Below are 21263 nucleotides of genomic sequence, written 5' to 3'. Positions count from 1 at the left end.
CGCCCAACGTACCCAGCGGTTTTGAGACACCGACATGCATAATCAAAGACTTAAAGCGCATCGCACGATGCGCTTTAGTCACCGCACCGTGGGCGCGCAGAAGGTGCCGTTTCTCTCCAGGCAGGTATAGCTCGCCCCGAAATGCGACTGCGCCCCGCCGCCGCCTTCGTGCACCACGACTGCCGAAAAGGTGATCGCGAAGATCGCCGCAAACAGCGTGATGATGCTAAAGCGTCTTGCCAGAATATAGATGTTCATCCCCTTATCCCCGATATGCAACTCTATCGTGACAAGAGTTTTGCCATGCGATGGCTGAACGAGTGCTGAGATGCCGGTTCATCAGCCGTTCAGCTTGCTGGGCAGGCTCGGCCAGGTTGCGGAGGGGATTTGTAGGGAGGCGCCGGGCCCAGTTCGACTGTTCGGCTTCGCCGGACGGCTTGACAGAGAAGGCCGCAAAGGGCTTCGAAGCATGCCGTCGCGTTGGCATGCTTCTCGGTTTGGGATGATCCTTGCGCGGGCGCCTTATGGCTTCAGAGCCGCGTCCAGGTCTGCGACTTGCAGAGGATCTTCATCACGCAGCCCTGCATCCTCAGCGAATTGCCGGAAATCTTGCCCGAGCCGCTATAGGTCTTCTCGGCGGCCGGGTCGGTGATCTCGCCGGCATAGCTGCCGCCGGTTCCCGCAAGCGTGCCGATCTTCCGGCCGGCATATTTACCGGTCTTCAGCGTCACGCAGTAACTGCCGCCGCAGGATGCGATCACCGCCGTATCACCGGCGGCCGTCTTCCAGTTGCCGACGATCGGCTCTTCGGCATACGCGATACCCGCGATGACTGTTATGGCGCCGGCGAGAACGAAGCTGCGGATCATCTTTTCCTCCATGATGTCCTTGATCGCGGCGAAAATAACTGACGCAAACGTAAAGGTAAACAGGGTCAATCGCTATGATGCTGGCCAGCTGAAAAACGCGAGAAAAAGCCGTTCGTCCAGCTTCCAAAGAGATCGCCTGCTGATTTCATGATGAACAATCCCTTTATTTTCAAATCTGAATCTTTCGTAAAATCCGCTCGAAAATCCTTAATTCACAGGGAGTCCGATGTTTAACGAAAATCCAATTTTACCAAGTGTTTGCACTTTGTTTGTCTCAAATTAATCATGCATTTTAGGCGTTTTTTGAAAGCCGTTTGGCATAGTGAACCCATCAAACGAGCGGGGCAAACCCGCCGGACCGAAAGGGCCGTAAGCCGCAACAGACGGCAAGGCCTAGAGGTAAAACAGGGTCAGTCATAAACAGGCTAACAGGGATAAAACCGATGGCACGCTTTGAAATGCACAATGCTGAAACGGCCACCATGGGTGGCGACAACAACTGCGCCGATGTCTTCTGCGAAATGGGTCTGATGTATGCGACCGGCCGCGGCTGCGAAGTCGATCTCGTCTCAGCCCACAAATGGCTGAACATCGCCGCAATCAAGGGCAACGATCGCGCCGCCGAGCTTCGTGCCGACGTGGCCGCCGCCATGGACAAGATGCAGCTCGCAGCGGCGCTGCGCGCCGCCCGCGAGTGGATGACGGTTCACTAAGGAATCGACAAGAGCAGCAATAACAACCTCAAAAAGAGGGAGCTGGCGGGCCACTTGGATGGGGCCGACGCCGGGAGAACGGAACCGCGACCGGATCCTCCACCGGCCGCGGTTCTTCGCATTATCGGCTGATCTGTTTCAGCACCTGCGGTAGCGTCTCTTCGAGCAGCGCCATATCCGCCTCCGGCCCGACGCTGATGCGGATGCAGCGGTTGAGGGGCGCCACGCCAGGCATGCGGATGAAAACGCCGTGTTCCATCAGCCCGTCGACTATCGCCCTCGCATAAGCGCCGTCGCGCCCAGTGTCGATCGCCACGAAATTCGTCGCAGAGGGCAGTGGCTCAAGACCGTTCGCCCGGGCGATGCCGGCGATCCGCTCCCGCGCCGCATGGATTTTCCCGACCACCTCGACAAGATAGGTCTGGTCCTTCAGCGCCGCGAGCGCTGCGGCCGTTGCCAGCCGGTTCATACCGAAATGATTGCGGATCTTGTCGAAGGCCTGTGCCGTGCCTGCTGTGGAGATCACGTAGCCGGTGCGTGAGCCGGCAAGTCCGTAGGCCTTGGAGAAGGTGCGGGTGCGAACGACGTTCGGCAACTCGATGAGCGAGGAGATCGACGGCAGCGAACCTGCTGGTCCCGTTTCGCTATAGGCCTCGTCGAGCACCATCAGTGTCGTCTCGGGCAGCGCCCGAGCGAAAGCGACGATGCTGTCGGCATCCCACCAGCTTCCCATCGGATTGTCAGGATTGGCGAAATAAACGAGCGGCGCATTCTCGCGCTTGACGGCATCGAGCAGGCCGCCGAGATCCTCGCGGTCGTTTGCGTAGGGAACGGTCACCAGCCGGCCGCCGAAACCGGCGACATGGAAATTGAAGGTCGGATAGGCGCCGAGCGAGGTGACGACGGGCGCGCCCGGCCCGATCACCAGCCGGACGATCTGGCCGAGCAATTCGTCGATGCCGCTGCCGATGGCGATATTGGCGGACGAGACGCCCAGATGGGCGGCCAGCGCTTCCCGGAGCGCGAAATTCTCCGGATCATTGTATTTCCAGATATTGCCGGCTTCCTCGCGCATCGCTGCAAACACGGAAGCGGCGGGGCCGAAGCCATTCTCATTGGCGCCGATGCGCGCCGAAACGGCAAGTCCACGCTGGCGCTCGATCGCCTCGGGGCCGACGAAGGGAACTGTGGAGGGCAGGGCGCTGGCAAGAGGTGTGAAGCGCGAAAAGGCGGACATGCGACGGCAATTTCCCGGACATAATGACAATTGGCGAAACAATAGGCCCGGGCACGGCCAACGCAAGCAAGATTATTTGCGCAACGACTCGGCCTGTTCAGGCGCGGAAGATCGGCGCACGCCGGGCGGCAATTGCTTCCATGTTGCCGACGAGGAAATCGGTACGGACGACGCGGCGCAGAACCTCGGGGTCCATGATGTTGATGAACCGCACCCCGATGCGTTCCTTATGGCGATAGACCTCGGCGCAGCCGATCCGATAGGCGAGGCCAAGAATGTTGAGATAATAATGCTTCGGCAGGCCGGCCGTGGTCGAGACGATGAAGGTGGCGCCGCCCTGGGAGATATCGATGATCTCGGCACTTCGCATCGAGACGCCTGTGAGGCACGGCCGGACGGCGACGATGCGGGCTGGCCGTTTGACGCTGAACTCTTCCCAGCGCAGGTCGTAGACAGCGGACTTGACCGTGGCAAGGTGTGTAGCGCGGAGCATAGTCATTCACATTCTCCGTCAGACAGGGCACATTTGGGGTCTTGATCGCGAGCAAGCTGGTCTTGATCTCATTCAAGCTGGGGTCTTGCTCCAACCAAGGTCACATGAATGTTTTGCACATTCGTCAAATATAAAATTACAATTTTAACGAGTTTAAACTTTGTTCCCAAGCGGGACGCCCGATGTTCATTATTGGGACGCAGGCTTTCGTCTCCAGGCTCCCGTTTCAGCCGAAAAATCTGGCGGCGAGATATCCGCCGGCGGCAGTCAGCGCCGTCAGAGCCGTGCCCCAGGCCATGTCGACTAGGCTCATGGCGAGCGGCCAGTTGCGAAGCGTGGCAAGATTGGTGATGTCATAAGTGCCATAGGCCGCCAGTCCCAGAATGGCACCGTGGAGAAACGCGGTGGCGATCGAGCCTGTCGATAGCGCCGGCAGCACGGCAAGCACAACCACCGCGGCGGCGAAGAACAGGTAGAACAGTGCGCCGACCGCAAGGTTGGGCGAGGGCAGCATCAGCGCTCCCAGTTGGTCGCGGTAGAAGTTGCCAGCGATGATGCCGAGCCATATCCCGTCGCAGACGAGAAGGGTGAGAAAGGTGCCGGCATAGGCGAGCAGTGATGTCTTCATCGTCAATCTCCCGAGCTTCGCCTTTCTACGCAGCAAGGGCCAGCCGGATCGCCGCCCGTTCGATTTCGGCGCAATTTTCCCGAACTCTTTCAATGGCCGAGCGTTGTGCCTTGATCGATGAAGCACGGCGCGCTTCGAATGACGACAGCGAGGAGTTGAAGATGACTGATGTAAAAATCCCTTGGGAATCATGGGTCGTGGTCTGCGATGGAGCCAAGGCTCTGATCATGCAGAATGCCGGCGATGCCCAACTGGTGAACCTGAAGGTGCTGGAAACCCTGACGCAGCCGAGCGCGCCGGATCGCGAGATTGGCGCCGATAAGCCTGGCCGAACCCATGCCGCAGACGGACTGAGCGGCAGCGCTGTTGAGGAGACCAGTTGGCAGGATCAGGCCGAAACCGAATTTTTGAAACAGGTGGCGGAAAAGCTCGACGCGTTGGTGCAGGAAAAGAAGGCCCGTCGCATCGTCCTCGTTGCACCGCCGAAGGCGCTTGGCGCGCTGCGGCCAGCGCTCCGCGCCGATACGCAGGCGGTGATCACCGCGGAAGTGGCGAAAGACTATACCAATATGCCGGTCGACGAGATCGAGCGGCATCTCGCCGCCTGAGCTGGCAAGAGCCTACCTATTCGCGACGCGGGTCGAATGGCCCGCGTTTTCTCATGCCGGCGCGTCAAGCGGACGGTTTCTGCCCGGCAAACAGCTCTTCATGATCGGCAAAGAGCGCCGCCAGGCGGTCGATGACGATCCTGACTTCCGGCCGCTGCCGCTCGTCATCATGCGCAACGATCCACATGTCGTAGGTTAGTTCGTCGATGACGGGTCCGGCGCGGACGAGCCTGCGTTCCTGATCGCCGATGAAACAGGGGAGCACGCCGCGGCCGGCACCGCCGCGGATGAGGTAAAAGAGCATATGCGGCGTGTTCGTCCAACTGGTGATCCAGCAATCCGGCTGTTCGAACGTCCATTTGTCCGCCGGCGTGATGGCGGTATCGGTGCCGAGCGAGATCCAGTTGCAGTTTTTCTCGTCATAGCCGGCCGCCTGATAGGCCGCATGCGCCACCTTGACCGACCGGCGGATCGCGACGTTGCCGCTCTCCGGCCGGCTGTGGCGAATGGCGATATGCGCCTCGCGATAGGTGAAATCGACGCTCGTGTCGCAGGTCTTGTAGCACATGCGGAAACTGTCCTTCGGCGTCCAGACGCTTGCCAGATGGTCGGCGACGAAGCGCGAGGTCCAGCTGTCGGCGGCCGTCGAGACGATCGGCAGCGTCAGCACCTCGCCGCGCCAGTCGGAGATCGCACGCGCCGCATCCTGCATCAGCCGGACGCGATCGAGCAGCTCCTGCCCGTCCTTGGCAAGCAGATAGCCGGTGGGGCCGCGGCTGAACAGCGATCGGCCCGTCACCCGTTCGAGTGCCAGCATGCGCCGGCCGATCGTCGGCGCGCTGAGCCCGGTGCGGGCCGCCGCCGCCGAAAGCCCACCGCCGGTCGCAACATGAAAGAAAAGTTGCAGGTCGTCCCAGCTCGCGTCTTTCATGGATGAAAACCCCCTTTCCTCAGCGCCTCTACATCGGAAGGGCGCGAAGGCTTAGCTCAAGTGCTCCAAGAAATAGATGGAGGATGAAGCAATGGATCTCAACTGGGTTGTTCTCTTCAGGGAAATCGAAATCCGCAGTCGCCGGATACGCCATGATCCCTTGGCCGATCCGCTCGCTCGTCCGGAATGGCGCGGATTTCTCTGGGCCGTTCCGATCATCGCGCGCCTTGCCGCAAGACGGAGCGGCGAAACAAAGGCGACGCGCCGCGATGATTCACGGATCGGAAAACGCCTCAGGTTTCGAAGTTCAGTCGCAACACGTGGTGCAGGAATTCCGGATTGATCAGCATGTTGAAGCTGATCGTCACCAATTCGCCTTCGCGCTTGACCACGGTCGCACCGATCTCGTCATGGATGCCGAGGATTTCGAGAAAGAAATGGCTCGGTATTTCCAGGTTCGGGCTGACTTCGAGCAATGCGCCGGCAAGCGTGATGGTGCGGATCAGGCAGCGCACCTGCGTTCCGGTGCTGAGGTGATGGCCGACGAAGATGATGTTGCCGGGCCTGTCGAGATTGAATTCCCTGTAAGCACGTTCCGGTTTGGGGTGTTCTGTGTCGAGGTGCATCTGAAAGGCCCTTTTAGCCTCCGCTTGTTATACGACAGGATATTAGCGGAAGAATGCTGACACTTGCTGAAGAACATCGGTAAGATTGAATGCTTCTGTGAAGCCTGCGGGAAAATCGCACCGATTTCGTGCAGATTTGCCCCAAAGCTGCGCATTCCTGAGGCAGATGCGCCATTCTTGACATGTCGGCGGCGTTCGCGCATACAAGGGCCGGTTCGAGGCGCCGGCCGCTCGCGGATGAAAATCCATGGTGAAGTCCTCGCGATCATGGTCACGGCCCTTTGTGCATGCTGACTGACGGCAATGCGAGCTCCCATCCGCAGTCGAAGAGCATGCCTTTCGAAGGCTCACGCCATGACGACGACCTATCCTGCCATTGAAGAATTGAAGGCCCAGGCCAAGCGCCTGCGCCAGGCGATGAACGATCGCGGCACCACGCTGTCCCACAGTGCGGCCCTGGAAATGATTGCCCGCCAGCACGGCATGCGCGATTGGAATACGCTTGCGGCCCTTGCGGCGAAGCCCAATGCCGCTCCAAAGACCCCGCTCTTCGTCGGCGCGCATATTCGCGGCCGTTATCTCAATCAGCCGTTCACTGGCGAAGTTCTGGCGCTTTCGGCCCTGCCGGGCGGCGACCTCCACAGGATCACCATCCATTTCGACGAGCCGGTGGATGTCGTCACCTTCGAGAGCTTTTCCGCCTTTCGCCAGCGTGTGAACGCGCAGATCGATGCCGACGGCGTGTCGCCGCGGAAGACCTCGAACGGCGTGCCGCATCTGGTGCTCGATCTCTAGTTTGCTCTCATTCTTTCGAGGCTGTCCGGATACGCAGGATTCGTAAGCCGGATCGGGCCTCGGCCGCTATTGCACGGATTTCTCCATGACCGATTTTTCTGAAGGTAATGCCTTTCTTACCGGCTGGCTGCCGGGCGTCTTCATCAAAACGGCGGCACCGATCGTCGCGATCACCACCGTCAACGGCCTGTTCACCGTCGTCGACGCCTATTTCCTCGGTGCCTATGTCGGCCCGGACGCGCTCTCTGCCGTCAGCTTGATTTTCCCGGGGCTGATGCTGCTCGTCGCCCTGCAATCGCTGGTCTCGAACGGCATGGCGAGCATCCTCGCCCGCCGGCTCGGCGCCGGCAATCGTCAAGGCGCGCGTCGGGTGTTTGCCGGCGCGCATGCGCTGGCGTTCGCCGTTACCCTCGTCCTTAATCTGGTCTACTGGACGGTGGGTCGGCAGATCATCGATGCCGGTGCCGCCGGCAACGCCTCGGTTGCCGACGGTGCCCTGCTGTTCATGGGCGCGATGATCGCCTGTGCGCCGGTCGGCTTCTTCCTGTCGCTGCATCTCGACGGATTGCGCTGCGAAGGCAAGATCGGTTTCATGACGCTGGTGACGCTGTCGGCCTCGCTGCTCAACATCCTCGCCAACTGGCTGTTCATGGCGGTGATGCATTGGGGCGTGCTCGGTTCGGCAGTCGGCTCCATCGCAGCGCAATTCGTCTGTCTCTCAGCCGTGCTCGCCTATCGCTGGCGCCGGCCGGCGGCGCTCAGACCTTCCCCCGGGTTGGCTCTTGCAGAATGGCGCGGCATCGTCGCCTTCGGCGCGCCCATGAGCCTCGGTTTCATCGGCATATCGCTGGCCTCGGCCGCCATTCTGATCAACGTCGCGCTCTGGAGCGTGGCAGACTATGCCGCGACCGTGGCTGCTTATGGCATCATCACCCGGATCATGACTTTCACCTATCTGCCGCTGCTTGGCCTCAGCATCGCACTGCAGACGATCGTCGGCAACAATCACGGTGCCGGCCTCGGGCTCCGCGTCGGCCGCAGCCTGCAGATCGCCATGCTCGCAGCGCTCGTCTATTGCACCCTGGTGGAGATCACCGTCGAATTGCTGGCCGGCCGCCTCGGCGCCGTTTTCGTCGCCGATCCCGCGATCATCGCCGAGGTCCTGCGAATTCTGCCCTGGACGATCGGTGCCTATTTTCTCTTCGGGCAGATGCTGATCCTGTCGTCCTATTTCCAGTCGATCGGCGATGCCCCGCGCGCGGCGATCTTCGGCCTGTCGCGGCCCTATCTGCTCACCCTGCCGCTCACCTTCCTGCTGCCCTTCGTCTTCGGCGAGCAGGGGATCTGGATGGTGCCGGTCTTTGCCGAGGCAGGTATGTTCATCCTTGCCTTCCTGGTGCTGTCGCAGAACGCCAAACGCCGCGGCTGGCGCTACGGGCTTCTACCGATCTGAGACGGAAAAGCCGCGCCGGAGCGCGGCTTTGCCTGATGTCGTCTATTCCTTGCCGCTCGAAGCGGCCGTTGTCGCGGCTTCCGCCTCATTCAGCGCCTCGGCGCATTCCTGGCAGCAGACCTCGACAGTCTTGCCGCCGAGCTTGACGGTGATGGTCTCCGCGCCGAGTTCGCAGTCGCAGGCAGCGCATGTGGTCTTTTTCATCTGGTGATCCTCCTGTTGATCGTCCCCGGATCGGGACAGGTTCATAAGATCATCGAAGACCGCATCACCGCTGTCGAAATCTTTAGCAATCAATAGGAGTTTTCACCTGCGCCGCAGCTGCGCCGAACGCTGGAATTCGGCCGGAGTCTGCCCGAAGGCCTGCTTGAAGGACGCGCTGAAATGGCTGTGGCTGGAAAAGCCGAGATCAAGCCCGAGCGCGGTCAGATCCTCATACTGGCCGAGCAGATCGAGGGCGCGGGCAAGCCGCAGCCGCAACTGGTAGCGATAGAGCGGTGTGGCCTCGACCTGTTGGAAGACTTGAGTGAGGTAAACCGGCGAGACGCCCACTTCCGAGGCGATTTCCGCAAGCGTCCAGCGCCGCGCGAGATCGGAGGAAAGCACCAGCTTTGCCCGGTCGACGAGCTTCTGCCGGCCGGCGCTGGCGCCCGCCGCATGCGATGTGCGCTCGCCAAGCGAGCGGCGCACGAGCGTCAGCGCCAATATTTCCGCTTCCAGCGTTTCGGCGACGTTGCGGCTGAGACCGTGGCGCAGGAGAGCGACCAGCGCCTGCGCGCGCGGATCAATCCGCCGGCGCTGGCGGCGGAAGGAAAAGGGCGGGCCGGGTTGCGCCTGCTCCTTCGGCGTAAGCTCTTCAAGCATGGTCTCGTCGATCGCCAGATCGATGCAGGCGTCGCCACCCTCGATAGGGTGGCTGATTCGATATCCCTGGCCGGCATTGAAGAACAAGACCTGATTGGCTTCGGCCACCGTATCATTGCGGCCGACATGCCGCATGAAGACGCCGCGATAGGGATAGACGAGGCTCGTCCTGTGGGCGCATTCCTCGTCGCTCTTATGACGGCACTCGCCATTGCAGACGATGTCACGAATAGTGACCATCTTCGTTTTCAGAAGCGGTGCCGTTGAGAACTGCGACATTGCATATTCCGTATCAGACTGGCCAGAACCGACAGTGCTTATAACAGCACTTTAGTAACGGCTGTAGACATGAACATCGCTCTCCGTCTGCCCCCTGGAAAGGCCGATATCCTTCAGCTGTTCGTCGGAAAGCTCCATCAACGCATTGCAGTTGCGTCGTTCGTTCATCTTGCGCGCCAGCCAGCGGGCTGCCGTGATGACGGCAAGAAGCAAGCCGGGTCGGCTATGGCGCGAAGAGCGAATATTCCGGGCCGGTATCGTAAAATTCGAGCTGTGCATGGTGATCCTCCATCCGTGTGTGGATGGAGGCAGTGAACCATCAGCGGCGGTTTCGCGCTGTCAGATTATTTAGCGATCGAACGCGACGCTTACGCCTTCAGCAGCCACTCGTGTTCAGCGGCATTGTGGAATTTCCAGATCCGTTGCGGCCCGGCCATGACGTTGAGGTAATAGAGGTCGTAACCATGGCAGGCGGCGCAGGGGTGATAGCCCTTCGGCACCAGCGTTACATCGCCATCCTCAAGCGCCATTGCCTCGTCAAGCGAGCGATCGTCGGTATAGACGCGCTGGAAAGCGAAGCCCTGCGGTGGGTTGAGGCGATGGTAATAGGTCTCTTCCAGGAAGCTCTCGTTCGGCAGGTCGTCCTGGTCGTGCTTGTGCGGCGGATAGGAGGAGGTGTGTCCACCAGGCGTAATCACCTCGACGACCAGCAGCGAATGCGCCGAGCTGTCATCTTCCGGCATGATATTGTTGACGTAGCGCACATTCGTGCCCTTGCCGCGCGTCACCTGCGGATGCGTGCCGGGCGGGATTTCTTTCGCCTGATAGGTGCCGCCGCCGGGTGCGGAGCAGACGGCTAGCTCCAGATCGGTCTCCGCCGTCACCGACCACGTCGATTCCATCGGGATGTAGAGCGCATGCGGGGCGCCTTCGAACGGGTTCATGCGGCCGCCGAGCGTGCCGAAATCCTTGGTGCCGGCGGATGCCTTGCCCTTGCCGGTCACCCAGACGAGGCAGACTTCGCGATCGCCCGTCTCTCCCGAAACGGTCTCGCCCGGCTTCATCCGATGCAGATCGAAGCCGACATAGGTCCAGCCGGCATTTTCCGGGGTGACATGGGTGACGCGGCCATGCGTGCCTGATGGTTTCACCTTGAGATTTGGCATTGGTGTTTTTCCTCGTAAGTTGGAAAATTCCCCTCCCCAACCCCTCCCCACAAGGGGCAGGGGCTAACCTGCCGTGCTGTCTCGCCCATATTACGGCATTCCTTTTTGCAAGGTGGCCGTTGGTGCGGGGCGGTGCCTCAAGTTAAGTCCCTCCCCCTTGTGGGGAGGGGGTGGGGAGGGGTCTTTTGTTCCGCTATCCCTTAGGAAAGCCTTCCGTTTCCACGGTATAGCCAGCAGCCGTCATGACGCGCATCAATTCTGCGTGGCCGATCTCGGCCATTTTCTGCGGCGGGGCCTTGCGCGGATCCTGTTCGGCTTCGACGACGAACCAGCCTTCATAGCCGTGATCGGCCAACCGCTGGACGATGGCGCCGAAATCGAGCGAGCCGTCACCCGGCACCGTGAAGGCGCCAAGCGCCACCGCATCGAGGAAGGACTGTCGGCTGCGGTCCAGCCCATCCACCACAGGCTTGCGGATATCCTTGACGTGAACATGGTTGATACGGGCGTGGTGGTTCTCGATGGCGCGCAGCACGTCGCCGCCGGCAAAGGCCAAATGCCCGGCATCGAGCAGCAGCGGAATACCTTCGCCCGAGTAACGCATGAAGGCGTCGAGTTCCGGCTCGGTTTCGACGACGGCCGCCATGTGATGGTGATAGGAAAGCGCCATGCCCTGCTCGGCACACCATTCCCCGAACTGGGTGAGGCGGCGCCCATAGGCCTTCATCTCGTCATCGGAAAGGCGCGGCTTGGTCGCCAGCGGCTTGGAGCGGTCGCCCTGGATCGAGCGGCCCACCTCGCCGTAAACGATGCAGGGCGCGGCGACGGCCTTGAACAGTTCGATCATCGGCGCGATGCGGTCCTTGTTGGCGGCAAGCTCCTCATCGACAAGCGTGCCCGAGAACCAACCGCCGCACAGCGTGACGTCGGCTGCACGGAGAATCGGCAGCATCACCTCCGGATCGTCGGGGAAGCGGCGGCCCTTTTCCATGCCGGTAAAGCCGGCACTGCGCGATTGCCGCAGGCATTCCTCCAGGGACACATCATCGCTGAGCTCAGGAAGATCGTCATTCCACCACGCGATGGGCGACATGCCGAGTTTGGCCTTCATCAACATTCTCCTTAAAAGCATTACGGAAGAGCCGGGACGCTCTTCCGGGAATCATATTAGCCGATGCGCTGGGCGGCACGTGCTTCGACGTAGCCCTTGCGCGCTTCGTTGACCTCTTCGCGCGGGCTAACCTCAGGCACAGCGACATCCCACCAGTGGCCGCCGGCCTCCGTGGTAATCAGCGGATCGGTGTCGATGACGAAGACCGAGGTGCGGTCGTTCTTCTTCGAGTCGGCGATGGCCTGTTCGAGTTCGGTGATCGAGGCGACCCTGACGGCGATGGCGCCCATGCTTTCGGCATGCGCCCGGAAATCGATTTCCGGCATCACCTCGTGATAGGAGTCCTTCAGCAGATTGTTGAAGTTGGCGCCGCCGGTTCCCATCTGCAGCCGGTTGATGCAGCCATAACCGCGATTGTCGAGCACGACGATATTCAGCTTGAGGCCGAGCATGACCGAGGTGGCAAGCTCAGAATTCATCATCATGTAGGAACCGTCGCCGACCATGACGACGACATCCCGTTCCGGATGCGCCATCTTGGCGCCGAGCCCGCCGGCAATCTCGTAACCCATGCAGGAAAAACCGTATTCCATGTGATAGCTGCCCGGCGCCGTCGCCGGCCAGAGCTTGTGCAATTCGCCGGGAAGGCCGCCTGCAGCGCAAAGCACCGTCGTGTTCTCGCCGCCGAGCGTGCGCGCCACTGCGCCGATCACTTGGGCATCGGAGGGCAGGGCGGCATTGGTCGTCGCCATCGCCTTGGCTGCGGCCTCCATCCAGACCTTCTTCTCCGCAGTCGCCTTCTCGGCGAGTGCGGCCGGCGCCTTCCAGCCGGAAAGCCCTGCCGAAAGCGCCTTCAACCCTTCGCGGGCGTCAGTCACTAGCGGATGGCTGTCGTGCTTCACTGCGTCATAGGCGGCGATATTGAGGCCGATCATCTTCAGGCTGTCGTTCTTGAACAGCGCCCAGGAGCCGGTGGTGAAATCCTGGCAGCGGGTGCCGACGGCGATGACGAGGTCCGTCTCTTCGGCGATCGCATTGGCCGCCGAGGTGCCGGTGACGCCGACCGAGCCGAGCGCCAGCCGATGGGTTTCGTTGATCGACGATTTGCCCGCCTGGCTGACGACGACCGGAATGCCGTGGGCCTCGGCAAAGGCGGCAAGCTCCTTCGTCGCCTGCGAATAAAGCACGCCGCCGCCGGCAACGATCACCGGCTTCTGCGATGCCTTGATCAGCGCGATGGCATTTGCCAGCTCGTCCGCATCCGGCTGCGGCCGGCGGGTCGTCCAGACTTTTTCGTCGAACAGGCTTTCCGGATAGTCATAGGCTTCCGCCTGAACGTCCTGGCAGAGCGACAATGTCACCGGGCCGCAATCGAGCGGGTCGGTCAAGACCTGCATGGCGCGCTTCAGCGCCGTGATGATCTGCTCGGGCCGGGTGATGCGGTCGAAATAGCGCGAAACCGAACGGAAGGCATCATTGGCGGAAACCGTGCCGTCGCCGAAATCCTCGATCTGCTGCAGCACCGGATCCGGCGCACGGTTGGCGAAGACGTCGCCCGGCAGGAAGAGAACGGGGATACGATTGACATGCGCCACGCCGGCAGCCGTCACCATGTTCAGCGCGCCCGGACCGATCGAGCTCGTGCAGGCCATGAAGCGCGTGCGGAAATTCGCCTTGGCATAGGCGATCGCCGCATGCGCCATGCCCTGTTCATTGTGGGCGCGATAGGTCGTCAATTCATCGCGCACCTGATAGAGCGCCTCGCCGATGCCGGCGACGTTGCCGTGACCGAAGATCGCCCAGACGCCGCCGAAGATCGGCACTTTCTTGCCGTCGACGATCGTCATCTGTACTTTCAGGAAATGCGCGACGGCCTGCGCCATCGTCAACCGTACCGTCTTGCCCATCGAGGCCTCCCGCAATCTTTCTTTTCGCGTTTTCCCCTCCCCAACCCCTCCACACAAGGGGGAGGGGCTAACCCACAGGGCTCTCTACATTCTCGCCGCAACGTCTCCTCCAAAGGGAAGCTTGCTGATGGCGTGAGGCGGTGCTCCGGGTTAAGTCCCTCCCTTGTGGGGAGGGGTTGGGGAGGGGTCTTAATTCTAACTCTACTGATGTCCGCGCGTCTTCAGCCACGCCTCTGTCAGTTGTCGGAAGCGGCCGGCCATATCGGCGATCGCTTCCTCGTCGTTCATTTCGCCCGAAAGCCAGGCGCGCGCCGGATCGGCAAAGATCGTCCGGCCGACGGCGAAGCCCTTCACGGAGGGAGCCGCCAGCGTCGCCTCGAAGCAGGAGATCAGCTCGTCGGCGGGCGCCTCGAGCCCCAGGAGCACGATACCGCGGCACCATGGATCATTTTTGGCGATCACCGCATCGATCTTCTTCCAGGCTTCACGGGATGCCTGCGGCTCCAGCTTCCACCAGTCCGGCTTGATGCCGAGCGCATAGAGCTCCTCCAGCGCGGTCGCAATGGTATCGTCGGTCAATGGCCCGTTCTTGCCGGCGATGATCTCCACCAGCAGCTCGCGGCCGACCTTACGGGCAGCCTCGAACAGCGTCCTCAGCTTCTCCTGCTGCTCCGTCTTCAATTCAGCCGGATCATCGGGATGATAGAAGCACAGGCACTTGATGCAATGTCCGAGCGGCCATTCCACAAGCTGCGAGCCGATATCCTGGCTGAATTCGAAGCGCAGCGGCTTCGAGCCCGGCAATTCCACCGGCCGTCCGATCCAGGAGAAATTCTTCGTCGCCGCATCGAAGAAAGCGTCGCGGCCGAAGCGTTCGTCGATCAGCATGCCGTAGCCGGCGCGGCCATTGGAAACCCGCGCCGCGGCCGCCACTGCCAGCCGCTTGAAGGCGACAATCTTCTCATGGCCGACGCCGAGCTCATCGGCGACGCTGACGAGTTGCGAACGGTGGTCGATCGCCAGTGCCATCAAAAGTGGGATTTCGCCGCGCCGGGTCGATGCCCAATGGATATGGTTGATCTCCACGTCTTTGCGCAGCGCCCGATGTTTGCTGCCGGTCGTCAGGAAGAAGTCGAGTTCCGCCCAGGTCGGATATTCCGGCGAGCAGAGCAGGCGGGAGACGGCGAAGGCGCCGCAGGCATTGGCCCAGGTGGCGCAGGTTTTCAATGGCTCGTCGCGCAGGAAACCGCGCAGGAAGCCGGACATGAAGGCGTCGCCGGCGCCGAGTACGTTGAAGACTTCGATCGGGAAACCCTGGCCGATGATGCCGGCTTCGAGATCGTCGGCGATCGGCCCGTCATAGACGATGCAGCCCATGGCGCCGCGCTTGAGCACGATCGTCGCCGGTGACAGTCGGCGGATCTCCTTCAGCGCGCCGAGCACGTCGTCGGCGCCGGAAGCGATGAGGATTTCTTCTTCGGTGCCGATGATGAGGTCGCAGTCCGGCAGCGTCTCCTTCATCTTCGAGGAGACCCGGTCGGATTTTACGTAGCGCTCGAAGCCTTCCGCATGGCCGGCAAGGCCCCAGAGGTTCGGCCGGTAATCGATATCGAAGATCACCTTGCGGCCGTTCGCCTTGGCGATGCGGATAGCTTTGCGCTGCGCGGCCTCGGTATTCGGCCGCGAGAAATGCGTGCCGGAAACGAGAACGGCGCGCGAAGATCTGATGAAATCCTCGTCGATATCGCCTTCATCGAGGGCCATGTCGGCGCAGTCCGACCGATAGAAGATCATCGGCGACACGCCCTCGGCCTCCACCGCAAGCAGCACCAGCGCCGTCAGCCGCTCCTTGTCGGTGACGATGCCATCTGTCGCAACACCTTCGCGCGCCGACTGCTCGCGGATGAAGCGTCCCATCTGTTCGTCGCCGACGCGGGTGATGAGGCCGGATTTGAGGCCGAGCCGTGCCGTGCCGATGGCGATATTGGCCGGGCAGCCGCCAACGGACTTGGCGAAGGAGCCGATATCCTCCAGCCGCGAACCGATCTGCTGGCCGTAAAGATCGACCGAGGAACGGCCGATGGTGATCACATCAAGCGCCGGCTCCGGCTGTGAACCCGGATTCGATTGTACCATGATGTCCTCCCGCTAGATTTTGCGCGGCTTCCAGTGCCTGCGAATTTTCAATAATGAAACATCGGTTCCGATATTTTGTCAATTCGGAATGTTTATTCCATTTTGCCTTTTGCAGGTTTTGACTGCTGACCCTTGCGCCGCCGTTCGGCGATTGCAACCGGCAGTGCCATGGTGAGCGCCATCGAAGCCGAAAGCGAGCGGAAGCCGGCGAAATCGGCCTCCGCCACCTCGAACCAGTGCGTAGCGCAGGCGGCAAGCGGCGAAAAGGCCGAATCGGTGATCGCGATGACGGGGACGCCGCGGTCGGCAAGCTCCTGGCTCTGGCTGAGGCTGTCGGCCGCATAGGGCGAGAAGCTCGCCGCGATCGCTGCATCCTTCGGTGATGCGAACTGCACCATTTCAGGGTCGACACCGTTCGGCGAGGCGACGATCTGATGGCGGATGTTGAGCTTGGAAAAAGCGTAGGTCATATGCGCCGTCAACGGGTAGGAGCGCCGTTTGGCGATCAGATAGATCGTCTCGGCGGCAGCAAGGATATTCACAGCTTTCGTGAAAGTATCGCTCTGCACCGTCGCCGCCAGCCGGTTGACCGACTGGCTTGCTGCGGCAATGAAGCCGGAGAGCAGATTGGCATCCTCATCGTCGCCGCTCGATTGCTCGAGCGTGACGAGGCGCTCTTCGTAGCTTAGCGTCCGGTCCCGCAATCTTTCGCGAAAGATGCTCTGCAGGTCGGAAAACCCTCCGTAACCCAGATGATGCGCCAGGCGCACCAGCGTCGACGGCTGGACGTCGGAGGCGGCCGCGATGCTGGCCGTCGTTCCGAAGGCGATCTCGTCGGGATTGCCGAGCGCGAAGGCGGCGACCTGCGCCAGTCGCTTCGGCATGCTCGCCTTGCGCTCGATGATGGTGCTGCGCAGGCTTTCGAAATCGCGCGGCACGCGTGCGTGCCTCTGGGGATCGTTATCCATGCTTACGGCTCACGAGATGAAACAAATATTCCATATTATCGAGCATAAACGATTTCAAACGGCACGGCTAATTGTTTTTAATCCCCTGTAATTGAAGGCTTTTAGACAGTCCTTCAGGGAGGGGGGCAAAAATGCCTTTGAGGAGGTCCCTTGTCAAAATGATCCAAATATTCCAAAAATCCGCGCGCAGCTCTGGAGGAGACGGAAATGAAGCCACTCGGCATCGGTTTGATCGGCACCGGCTATATGGGCAAGTGCCATGCGCTGGCGTGGAATGCGGTAAAGACGGTGTTCGGCGATGTCGAGCGTCCGCGTCTCGTGCATCTGGCCGAAGCCAATGCCGGACTTGCTGAGGCTCGTGCCGGTGAATTCGGCTTCGAGAAGGCGACGGCCGACTGGCGGACGCTGATTGCCGATCCCGAGGTCGACGTCGTCTCCGTCACCACGCCCAATCAGTTCCACGCCGAGATGGCGATTGCAGCCCTTGCGGCCGGCAAACATGTCTGGTGCGAAAAGCCGATGGCGCCGGCCTATGCCGATGCCGAGCGCATGCTGGAGACGGCGAAGAAATCAGGCAGGGTTGCCGCCCTTGGCTATAATTATATCCAGAATCCCGTCATGCGGCATATCAGGACGCTGATCGGCGAGGGCGCCATCGGCACGGTCAACCACATCCGCGTCGAGATGGACGAGGATTTCATGGCCGATCCTGATGTCTTCTTTTATTGGAAGAGCGAGCTTTCCGCCGGCTACGGCGCGCTCGACGATTTCGCCGTGCACCCGCTGTCGCTGCTCTGGTATCTCTTCGGCCATGTCGAGGCCGTCATAACGGATATGGTGAAACCCTATGCCGACCGTCCGCAGAGCGAGGGTGGTCGCCGTGCCGTCGAAAACCACGATGGCGCCAACGTGCTGATGCGGCTTGGCGGTGGCATCTCAGCCGTGTTGATGGCGAATCGCGCCGCCTGGGGTCGCAAGGGCCGCATCGCCCTGCAGATTTTTGGCTCGAAAGGCTCGATCGTCTACGACCAGGAGCGGATGAACGAATTCGAACTCTATCAAGCCAACGGTCGCGGCTCCGAGCAGGGCTTCCGCAAGATACTGGCGGCACCCGCCCATCAGCCTTATGATCGGTTTATCCCGGCACCAGGCCACGGCCTCGGCTTCAACGATCTGAAGATCATCGAATGCCGAGAGCTGATCCGGGCAATATCAGGCGAGCCGTCGTCGATCGTGACATTCGAAGACGGTCTCAGGATAGAGAAGTCGGTGCATGCCATGGCACAGTCCTTCCACGAGCGCCGCTGGATCGAGATCGGCTGAATGTAAGAGGCCGCTTTCCGTTGACGGGGCGTGGGGTAGGGAATAGGCCTTGGCGTGGGCGTCGGGCGCAGCTTCAGGAGTGAGATCGTGACGGATAGACTGGTGATCATCGGCGCAGGACAGGCCGGTTTCGCATTGGCGGCCAAGGTGCGTGCGTTGAAGGATACGCGCCCGATCACCCTCATCGGCGCGGAAGACGTCGCTCCCTATCAGCGCCCGCCGCTTTCGAAGAAATACCTGCTCGGCGAAATGGCTTTCGACCGCCTGCTGTTCCGCGCCGAGCACTGGTATGCGGACAATGACGTCGACCTTCGCCTTTCGACCTGGGCCGAGCAGATCAAGCCGGACAGCAAGCAGGTTCTGCTGCAGGACGGCTCCGTTCTTGATTACGGCACGCTGGCGCTCGCCACCGGCTCGACGCCGCGCCGGCTGCCGGCCGCAATCGGCGGCGATCTCGAAGGCGTCTATGTCGCCCGCGACAAGCGCGATGCCGATCTGCTCGCTGACGAGATGCGCCCCGGTCGCCGCGTCCTCATCATCGGTGGCGGTTATATCGGTCTCGAGGCGGCGGCCGTCGCCCGCCATCGCGGCCTGGAAGTCACCGTCATTGAGATGGCCGACCGCATCCTGCAGCGCGTCGCGGCGAAGGAGACCGCCGACATCATGCGCGTGATCCACGAGGCCCATGACGTGGTGATCCGCGAGAAGACAGGGCTCAAGCATCTGATCGGCAAGGATGGCCGGGTCACCGGTGCCGCACTTTCCGACGGATCGGTCATCGACATCGATTTCGCCGTCGTCGGCATCGGCGTCGCGCCGAACGATCAGCTTGCCAAGGAAGCCGGTCTCGAAGTCGCCAACGGCATTGTCGTCGACGAATTCGCCCGCACCTCCGATCCGGCGATCTTCGCCGCCGGCGATTGCGCCGCACTTCCCTGGGAGGGCGGCCGCATCAGGCTCGAATCGGTGCAGAACGCCGTCGACCAGGCCGAAGCGGCGGCAGCCGTCATCGCCGGCGGCAGCCAGCCCTATGATCCGAAGCCGTGGTTCTGGTCCGATCAGTATGACGTCAAGCTGCAGATCGCCGGCTTCAATCTCGGTTATGACGAGACGCTGCTGCGCCCCGGCGCCCGCGAAGGCGCCCATTCGGTCTGGTACTTCAGGGAAGGCCGGCTGATTGCCGTCGATGCGATCAACGACGCGAAGGCCTATGTGACCGGCAAAAAACTGCTGGAATCCGGGACCAATCCCGATAAATCGATTCTCGCCGACCCTTCTGCCGACCTCAAGAGCCTGCTCGGCTGAGTTCGGCTTCTTCATCGAAGAGAACGAAGCGCGATCAAATTCCGCGGATTTCGCCAGGAAATGCGGTTTGATTGCGCAACCGGCCGAATTGCAGCTCGCTGCATTTCTTCTGGTGAAAACTCAAAAAACCCTTGCATTCACAGACCGGTCACCATAGTTAGGCCGCACCGGAGAGGTGGCCGAGTGGTCGAAGGCGCTCCCCTGCTAAGGGAGTATACGTCAAAAGCGTATCGTGGGTTCGAATCCCATCTTCTCCGCCATTCCGATTTCCTGAGCGCGCGTCGATCGTTAGTTTCTGGCAGGGAATCACGTTCGCTTAGTTGGCTAGGCCGGGCGACGAAAAAATCTCTCTGCCTCAAGCGAGAGAATCGATGCGGGAATCACCTCCCGCGCTCAAGCCACTGACAGGTGGCGAAAGCGGATCGGTGCACGTCCGGTTACGCTTCCGGTAATCACGAATCCCCCGCAAGAGCCGCATTTTGTCAAAAAAGTGTCACGAATGTGTCGCAAAGCGCATGTCCAATTCTTTAGCGGTCTCCCCTAAGCCTTCGCAAAATCAGGGTTTTCTTAACGAAGCATAAAGGAAAGAGAGGCCGGCTGCCCAACTTGTGTCCTTTCAGCAACAGAATGTCGGGAAGGCTCCCTCAAACCCCCCGTCTACACAAGTTGGTGATTGCGTGACGGCTTCCGTCTTGTATTTTCAACCTCGGAAGCAAGGGCGACTGATCGTCCACTTCTTGAAACACGGGGATGGGGCAGGGAACGCTGCTCAGCGAAAGATCCCAAACCCGATCGAAACTTTGAATTGGAGGTCATTTATGAACATCAAGAGCCTTCTTCTCGGCTCCGCTGCTGCTCTCGCAGTAGTTTCCGGTGCTCAGGCTGCTGACGCTATCGTTGCTGCCGAGCCGGAACCGGTTGAATATGTTCGCGTCTGCGACGCTTACGGCACCGGCTATTTCTACATCCCGGGCACCGAAACCTGCCTCAAGATCAACGGTTACATCCGTTTCCAGGTTGATGTCGGCGATCAGCCGCTCAATCAGTCGGCTTCTAACGACTCCGATTGGGATGCCCGTACACGTGGTCAGGTTCAGTTTACCGCCAAGAGCGACACCGAATATGGTCCGCTGACCGGCGTCATCGTCATGCAGTTCAATGCTGACAACGCCTCTGAACAGAATGCCATCCTCGACTCCGCTTACCTCGACATCGCCGGCTTCCGCGCTGGTCTGTTCTACAGCTGGTGGGATGATGGCCTCTCTGGCGAAACCGACGACATCGGCTCGCCGGTCACGCTGCATAACTCCATCCGTTATCAGTATGAAACCGACGCCTTCTACGCTGGCATCAGCGTCGACGAACTCGAAGACGGCTTCTACAAGACGGACGAAGAAGCCAACAACGTTGGTGTTGCAGTCGGCCTCGGCGGCAAGGCTGGTGCATTCAGCTACCAGATCACTGCCGGTTACGACGTCGACAACGAAGACGGTGCTATCCGCGCAATGGGTACGGTTGACATCGGTCCCGGTACGCTCGGCCTCGCTGCCGTATACGCCACCGGCCCGAGCTCCTACTACACCAAGGCTGAATGGGTTGTCGCTGCCGAATACGCTATCAAGGCAACCGACAAGCTCAAGATCACTCCTGGTGTTCAGTACTACAGCAACTACTACGTTGCTGGCGACGACTTCAGCGACGACGAAGCCTGGAAGGTTGGTCTGACGGTCGATTACCAGATCGTTGACAACTTCTACGCCAAGGCTTCGGTTCAGTACCTCGATCCGGAAAATGATGACGACTCGACGGCTGGCTACTTCCGCCTGCAGCGTTCGTTCTAATCTGATCTGA

The 21263-nt window shown here is 60.9% G+C and carries 23 protein-coding genes and 1 tRNA gene; 9 read left to right on the top strand and 15 right to left on the bottom strand.

Annotated features, from left to right (window positions below; translation table 11 throughout):
- Nucleotides 1–78: 78 nt before the first annotated feature.
- On the bottom strand, nt 79–258 hold the full coding sequence (locus A6U98_RS26825; RefSeq protein WP_027685326.1) for a hypothetical protein: 180 nt from the start codon (nt 256–258) through the stop codon (nt 79–81).
- 272 nt (nt 259–530) lie between these two features.
- A complete protein-coding gene (locus A6U98_RS26820; RefSeq protein WP_064654167.1) occupies nt 531–869 on the bottom strand; it encodes a DUF2147 domain-containing protein in 339 nt (112 codons plus the stop codon).
- A gap of 443 nt (nt 870–1312) precedes the next feature.
- On the opposite strand from A6U98_RS26820, the gene A6U98_RS26815 reads away from it, so the two are divergent.
- Nucleotides 1313–1582: a sel1 repeat family protein gene (locus tag A6U98_RS26815; RefSeq protein WP_064654007.1), complete on the top strand. Its 270-nt coding sequence runs from the start codon at nt 1313–1315 to the stop codon at nt 1580–1582.
- A gap of 121 nt (nt 1583–1703) precedes the next feature.
- On the opposite strand, the gene A6U98_RS26810 is transcribed toward A6U98_RS26815, so the two are convergent.
- From A6U98_RS26810 to A6U98_RS26800, 3 genes are all read right to left on the bottom strand, one after another.
- Nucleotides 1704–2819, bottom strand: coding sequence for a pyridoxal phosphate-dependent aminotransferase (locus tag A6U98_RS26810; RefSeq protein ID WP_064654006.1), 1116 nt, complete (start codon nt 2817–2819; stop codon nt 1704–1706).
- 97 nt (nt 2820–2916) lie between these two features.
- Nucleotides 2917–3318, bottom strand: a complete 402-nt coding sequence (locus A6U98_RS26805; protein WP_003558031.1) for a pilus protein PilZ — start codon at nt 3316–3318, stop codon at nt 2917–2919.
- 220 nt (nt 3319–3538) lie between these two features.
- A complete protein-coding gene (locus A6U98_RS26800; RefSeq protein WP_064654005.1) occupies nt 3539–3940 on the bottom strand; it encodes a DUF2177 family protein in 402 nt (133 codons plus the stop codon).
- 161 nt (nt 3941–4101) lie between these two features.
- Here A6U98_RS26800 and A6U98_RS26795 point away from each other — a divergent pair, with 161 nt between their 5' ends.
- The gene (locus tag A6U98_RS26795) at nt 4102–4548 is read left to right on the top strand and encodes a host attachment family protein (protein ID WP_064654166.1); all 447 of its coding nucleotides are present in this window, start codon (nt 4102–4104) and stop codon (nt 4546–4548) included.
- A 64-nt stretch (nt 4549–4612) separates the two neighbouring features.
- On the opposite strand, the gene A6U98_RS26790 is transcribed toward A6U98_RS26795, so the two are convergent.
- A complete protein-coding gene (locus A6U98_RS26790) occupies nt 4613–5479 on the bottom strand; it encodes a LysR family transcriptional regulator (protein WP_064654004.1) in 867 nt (288 codons plus the stop codon).
- Between the two features lie 91 nt (nt 5480–5570).
- On the opposite strand from A6U98_RS26790, the gene A6U98_RS37835 reads away from it, so the two are divergent.
- Nucleotides 5571–5822, top strand: a complete 252-nt coding sequence (locus A6U98_RS37835) for a hypothetical protein (RefSeq protein WP_082933994.1) — start codon at nt 5571–5573, stop codon at nt 5820–5822.
- On the opposite strand, the gene A6U98_RS26785 is transcribed toward A6U98_RS37835, so the two are convergent.
- Nucleotides 5773–6105: a hypothetical protein gene (locus tag A6U98_RS26785; protein ID WP_018241377.1), complete on the bottom strand. Its 333-nt coding sequence runs from the start codon at nt 6103–6105 to the stop codon at nt 5773–5775. The two genes, A6U98_RS37835 and A6U98_RS26785, sit on opposite strands and share 50 nt — an antisense overlap.
- Nucleotides 6106–6459: 354 nt before the next feature.
- On the opposite strand from A6U98_RS26785, the gene A6U98_RS26780 reads away from it, so the two are divergent.
- Nucleotides 6460–6900, top strand: coding sequence for a glyoxalase superfamily protein (locus A6U98_RS26780; RefSeq protein WP_064654003.1), 441 nt, complete (start codon nt 6460–6462; stop codon nt 6898–6900).
- Nucleotides 6901–6985: 85 nt separating this feature from the next.
- Nucleotides 6986–8353, top strand: coding sequence for an MATE family efflux transporter (locus A6U98_RS26775; protein WP_064654002.1), 1368 nt, complete (start codon nt 6986–6988; stop codon nt 8351–8353).
- A gap of 42 nt (nt 8354–8395) precedes the next feature.
- On the opposite strand, the gene A6U98_RS37315 is transcribed toward A6U98_RS26775, so the two are convergent.
- The 8 genes from A6U98_RS37315 to A6U98_RS26735 form a co-directional block, all read right to left on the bottom strand.
- Nucleotides 8396–8557, bottom strand: a complete 162-nt coding sequence (locus A6U98_RS37315) for a hypothetical protein (RefSeq protein WP_012756769.1) — start codon at nt 8555–8557, stop codon at nt 8396–8398.
- Between the two features lie 102 nt (nt 8558–8659).
- The gene (locus tag A6U98_RS26765) at nt 8660–9496 is read right to left on the bottom strand and encodes a helix-turn-helix domain-containing protein (protein WP_064654000.1); all 837 of its coding nucleotides are present in this window, start codon (nt 9494–9496) and stop codon (nt 8660–8662) included.
- Nucleotides 9497–9547: 51 nt separating this feature from the next.
- On the bottom strand, nt 9548–9775 hold the full coding sequence (locus A6U98_RS26760) for a DUF1127 domain-containing protein (protein WP_064653999.1): 228 nt from the start codon (nt 9773–9775) through the stop codon (nt 9548–9550).
- Nucleotides 9776–9864: 89 nt separating this feature from the next.
- The gene (iolB, locus tag A6U98_RS26755; RefSeq protein ID WP_003558056.1) at nt 9865–10662 is read right to left on the bottom strand and encodes a 5-deoxy-glucuronate isomerase; all 798 of its coding nucleotides are present in this window, start codon (nt 10660–10662) and stop codon (nt 9865–9867) included.
- Nucleotides 10663–10855: 193 nt separating this feature from the next.
- On the bottom strand, nt 10856–11773 hold the full coding sequence (iolE, locus tag A6U98_RS26750; RefSeq protein ID WP_064653998.1) for a myo-inosose-2 dehydratase: 918 nt from the start codon (nt 11771–11773) through the stop codon (nt 10856–10858).
- A gap of 56 nt (nt 11774–11829) precedes the next feature.
- Nucleotides 11830–13680, bottom strand: coding sequence for a 3D-(3,5/4)-trihydroxycyclohexane-1,2-dione acylhydrolase (decyclizing) (iolD, locus tag A6U98_RS26745; protein ID WP_064653997.1), 1851 nt, complete (start codon nt 13678–13680; stop codon nt 11830–11832).
- Nucleotides 13681–13881: 201 nt separating this feature from the next.
- On the bottom strand, nt 13882–15816 hold the full coding sequence (gene iolC / locus A6U98_RS26740; protein ID WP_064653996.1) for a 5-dehydro-2-deoxygluconokinase: 1935 nt from the start codon (nt 15814–15816) through the stop codon (nt 13882–13884).
- Between the two features lie 92 nt (nt 15817–15908).
- Nucleotides 15909–16784, bottom strand: a complete 876-nt coding sequence (locus A6U98_RS26735) for a MurR/RpiR family transcriptional regulator (RefSeq protein ID WP_064653995.1) — start codon at nt 16782–16784, stop codon at nt 15909–15911.
- Between the two features lie 207 nt (nt 16785–16991).
- On the opposite strand from A6U98_RS26735, the gene A6U98_RS26730 reads away from it, so the two are divergent.
- The 4 genes from A6U98_RS26730 to A6U98_RS26715 all read left to right on the top strand — a co-directional run bounded on the left by A6U98_RS26730 (nt 16992) and on the right by A6U98_RS26715 (nt 21253).
- Nucleotides 16992–18107, top strand: a complete 1116-nt coding sequence (locus A6U98_RS26730; protein ID WP_064653994.1) for a Gfo/Idh/MocA family oxidoreductase — start codon at nt 16992–16994, stop codon at nt 18105–18107.
- Between the two features lie 87 nt (nt 18108–18194).
- The gene (locus A6U98_RS26725) at nt 18195–19412 is read left to right on the top strand and encodes an FAD-dependent oxidoreductase (protein WP_064654165.1); all 1218 of its coding nucleotides are present in this window, start codon (nt 18195–18197) and stop codon (nt 19410–19412) included.
- A 169-nt stretch (nt 19413–19581) separates the two neighbouring features.
- Nucleotides 19582–19672, top strand: a tRNA-Ser gene (locus tag A6U98_RS26720).
- Nucleotides 19673–20230: 558 nt separating this feature from the next.
- Complete coding sequence (locus tag A6U98_RS26715; protein ID WP_064653993.1) at nt 20231–21253, top strand: porin; 1023 nt, start codon at nt 20231–20233, stop codon at nt 21251–21253.
- The last annotated feature ends 10 nt before the right edge of the window (nt 21254–21263 follow it).

This window comes from Rhizobium sp. WYCCWR10014 (assembly GCF_001657485.1).
Lineage (GTDB): Bacteria > Pseudomonadota > Alphaproteobacteria > Rhizobiales > Rhizobiaceae > Rhizobium.
This window is presented reverse-complemented; position numbering and strand designations above follow the sequence as displayed.

What these genes read in the sequence shown, in the direction of transcription:
- iolC (WP_064653996.1), bottom strand. Translation starts at nt 15,816, where the DNA reads ATGGTACAATCGAATCCGGGTTCACAGCCGGAGCCGGCGCTTGATGTG.
- A6U98_RS26760 (WP_064653999.1), bottom strand. Translation starts at nt 9,775, where the DNA reads ATGCACAGCTCGAATTTTACGATACCGGCCCGGAATATTCGCTCTTCG.
- A6U98_RS26735 (WP_064653995.1), bottom strand. Translation starts at nt 16,784, where the DNA reads ATGGATAACGATCCCCAGAGGCACGCACGCGTGCCGCGCGATTTCGAA.
- iolB (WP_003558056.1), bottom strand. Translation starts at nt 10,662, where the DNA reads ATGCCAAATCTCAAGGTGAAACCATCAGGCACGCATGGCCGCGTCACC.
- iolD (WP_064653997.1), bottom strand. Translation starts at nt 13,680, where the DNA reads ATGGGCAAGACGGTACGGTTGACGATGGCGCAGGCCGTCGCGCATTTC.
- A6U98_RS26825 (WP_027685326.1), bottom strand. Translation starts at nt 258, where the DNA reads ATGAACATCTATATTCTGGCAAGACGCTTTAGCATCATCACGCTGTTT.
- A6U98_RS26715 (WP_064653993.1), top strand. Translation starts at nt 20,231, where the DNA reads ATGAACATCAAGAGCCTTCTTCTCGGCTCCGCTGCTGCTCTCGCAGTA.
- A6U98_RS26795 (WP_064654166.1), top strand. Translation starts at nt 4,102, where the DNA reads ATGACTGATGTAAAAATCCCTTGGGAATCATGGGTCGTGGTCTGCGAT.
- A6U98_RS37315 (WP_012756769.1), bottom strand. Translation starts at nt 8,557, where the DNA reads ATGAAAAAGACCACATGCGCTGCCTGCGACTGCGAACTCGGCGCGGAG.
- A6U98_RS26800 (WP_064654005.1), bottom strand. Translation starts at nt 3,940, where the DNA reads ATGAAGACATCACTGCTCGCCTATGCCGGCACCTTTCTCACCCTTCTC.
- A6U98_RS26785 (WP_018241377.1), bottom strand. Translation starts at nt 6,105, where the DNA reads ATGCACCTCGACACAGAACACCCCAAACCGGAACGTGCTTACAGGGAA.
- A6U98_RS26815 (WP_064654007.1), top strand. Translation starts at nt 1,313, where the DNA reads ATGGCACGCTTTGAAATGCACAATGCTGAAACGGCCACCATGGGTGGC.
- A6U98_RS26775 (WP_064654002.1), top strand. Translation starts at nt 6,986, where the DNA reads ATGACCGATTTTTCTGAAGGTAATGCCTTTCTTACCGGCTGGCTGCCG.
- A6U98_RS26780 (WP_064654003.1), top strand. Translation starts at nt 6,460, where the DNA reads ATGACGACGACCTATCCTGCCATTGAAGAATTGAAGGCCCAGGCCAAG.
- A6U98_RS26790 (WP_064654004.1), bottom strand. Translation starts at nt 5,479, where the DNA reads ATGAAAGACGCGAGCTGGGACGACCTGCAACTTTTCTTTCATGTTGCG.
- A6U98_RS26730 (WP_064653994.1), top strand. Translation starts at nt 16,992, where the DNA reads ATGAAGCCACTCGGCATCGGTTTGATCGGCACCGGCTATATGGGCAAG.
- A6U98_RS26810 (WP_064654006.1), bottom strand. Translation starts at nt 2,819, where the DNA reads ATGTCCGCCTTTTCGCGCTTCACACCTCTTGCCAGCGCCCTGCCCTCC.
- iolE (WP_064653998.1), bottom strand. Translation starts at nt 11,773, where the DNA reads ATGAAGGCCAAACTCGGCATGTCGCCCATCGCGTGGTGGAATGACGAT.
- A6U98_RS26805 (WP_003558031.1), bottom strand. Translation starts at nt 3,318, where the DNA reads ATGACTATGCTCCGCGCTACACACCTTGCCACGGTCAAGTCCGCTGTC.
- A6U98_RS26820 (WP_064654167.1), bottom strand. Translation starts at nt 869, where the DNA reads ATGATCCGCAGCTTCGTTCTCGCCGGCGCCATAACAGTCATCGCGGGT.
- A6U98_RS37835 (WP_082933994.1), top strand. Translation starts at nt 5,571, where the DNA reads ATGGATCTCAACTGGGTTGTTCTCTTCAGGGAAATCGAAATCCGCAGT.
- A6U98_RS26765 (WP_064654000.1), bottom strand. Translation starts at nt 9,496, where the DNA reads ATGTCGCAGTTCTCAACGGCACCGCTTCTGAAAACGAAGATGGTCACT.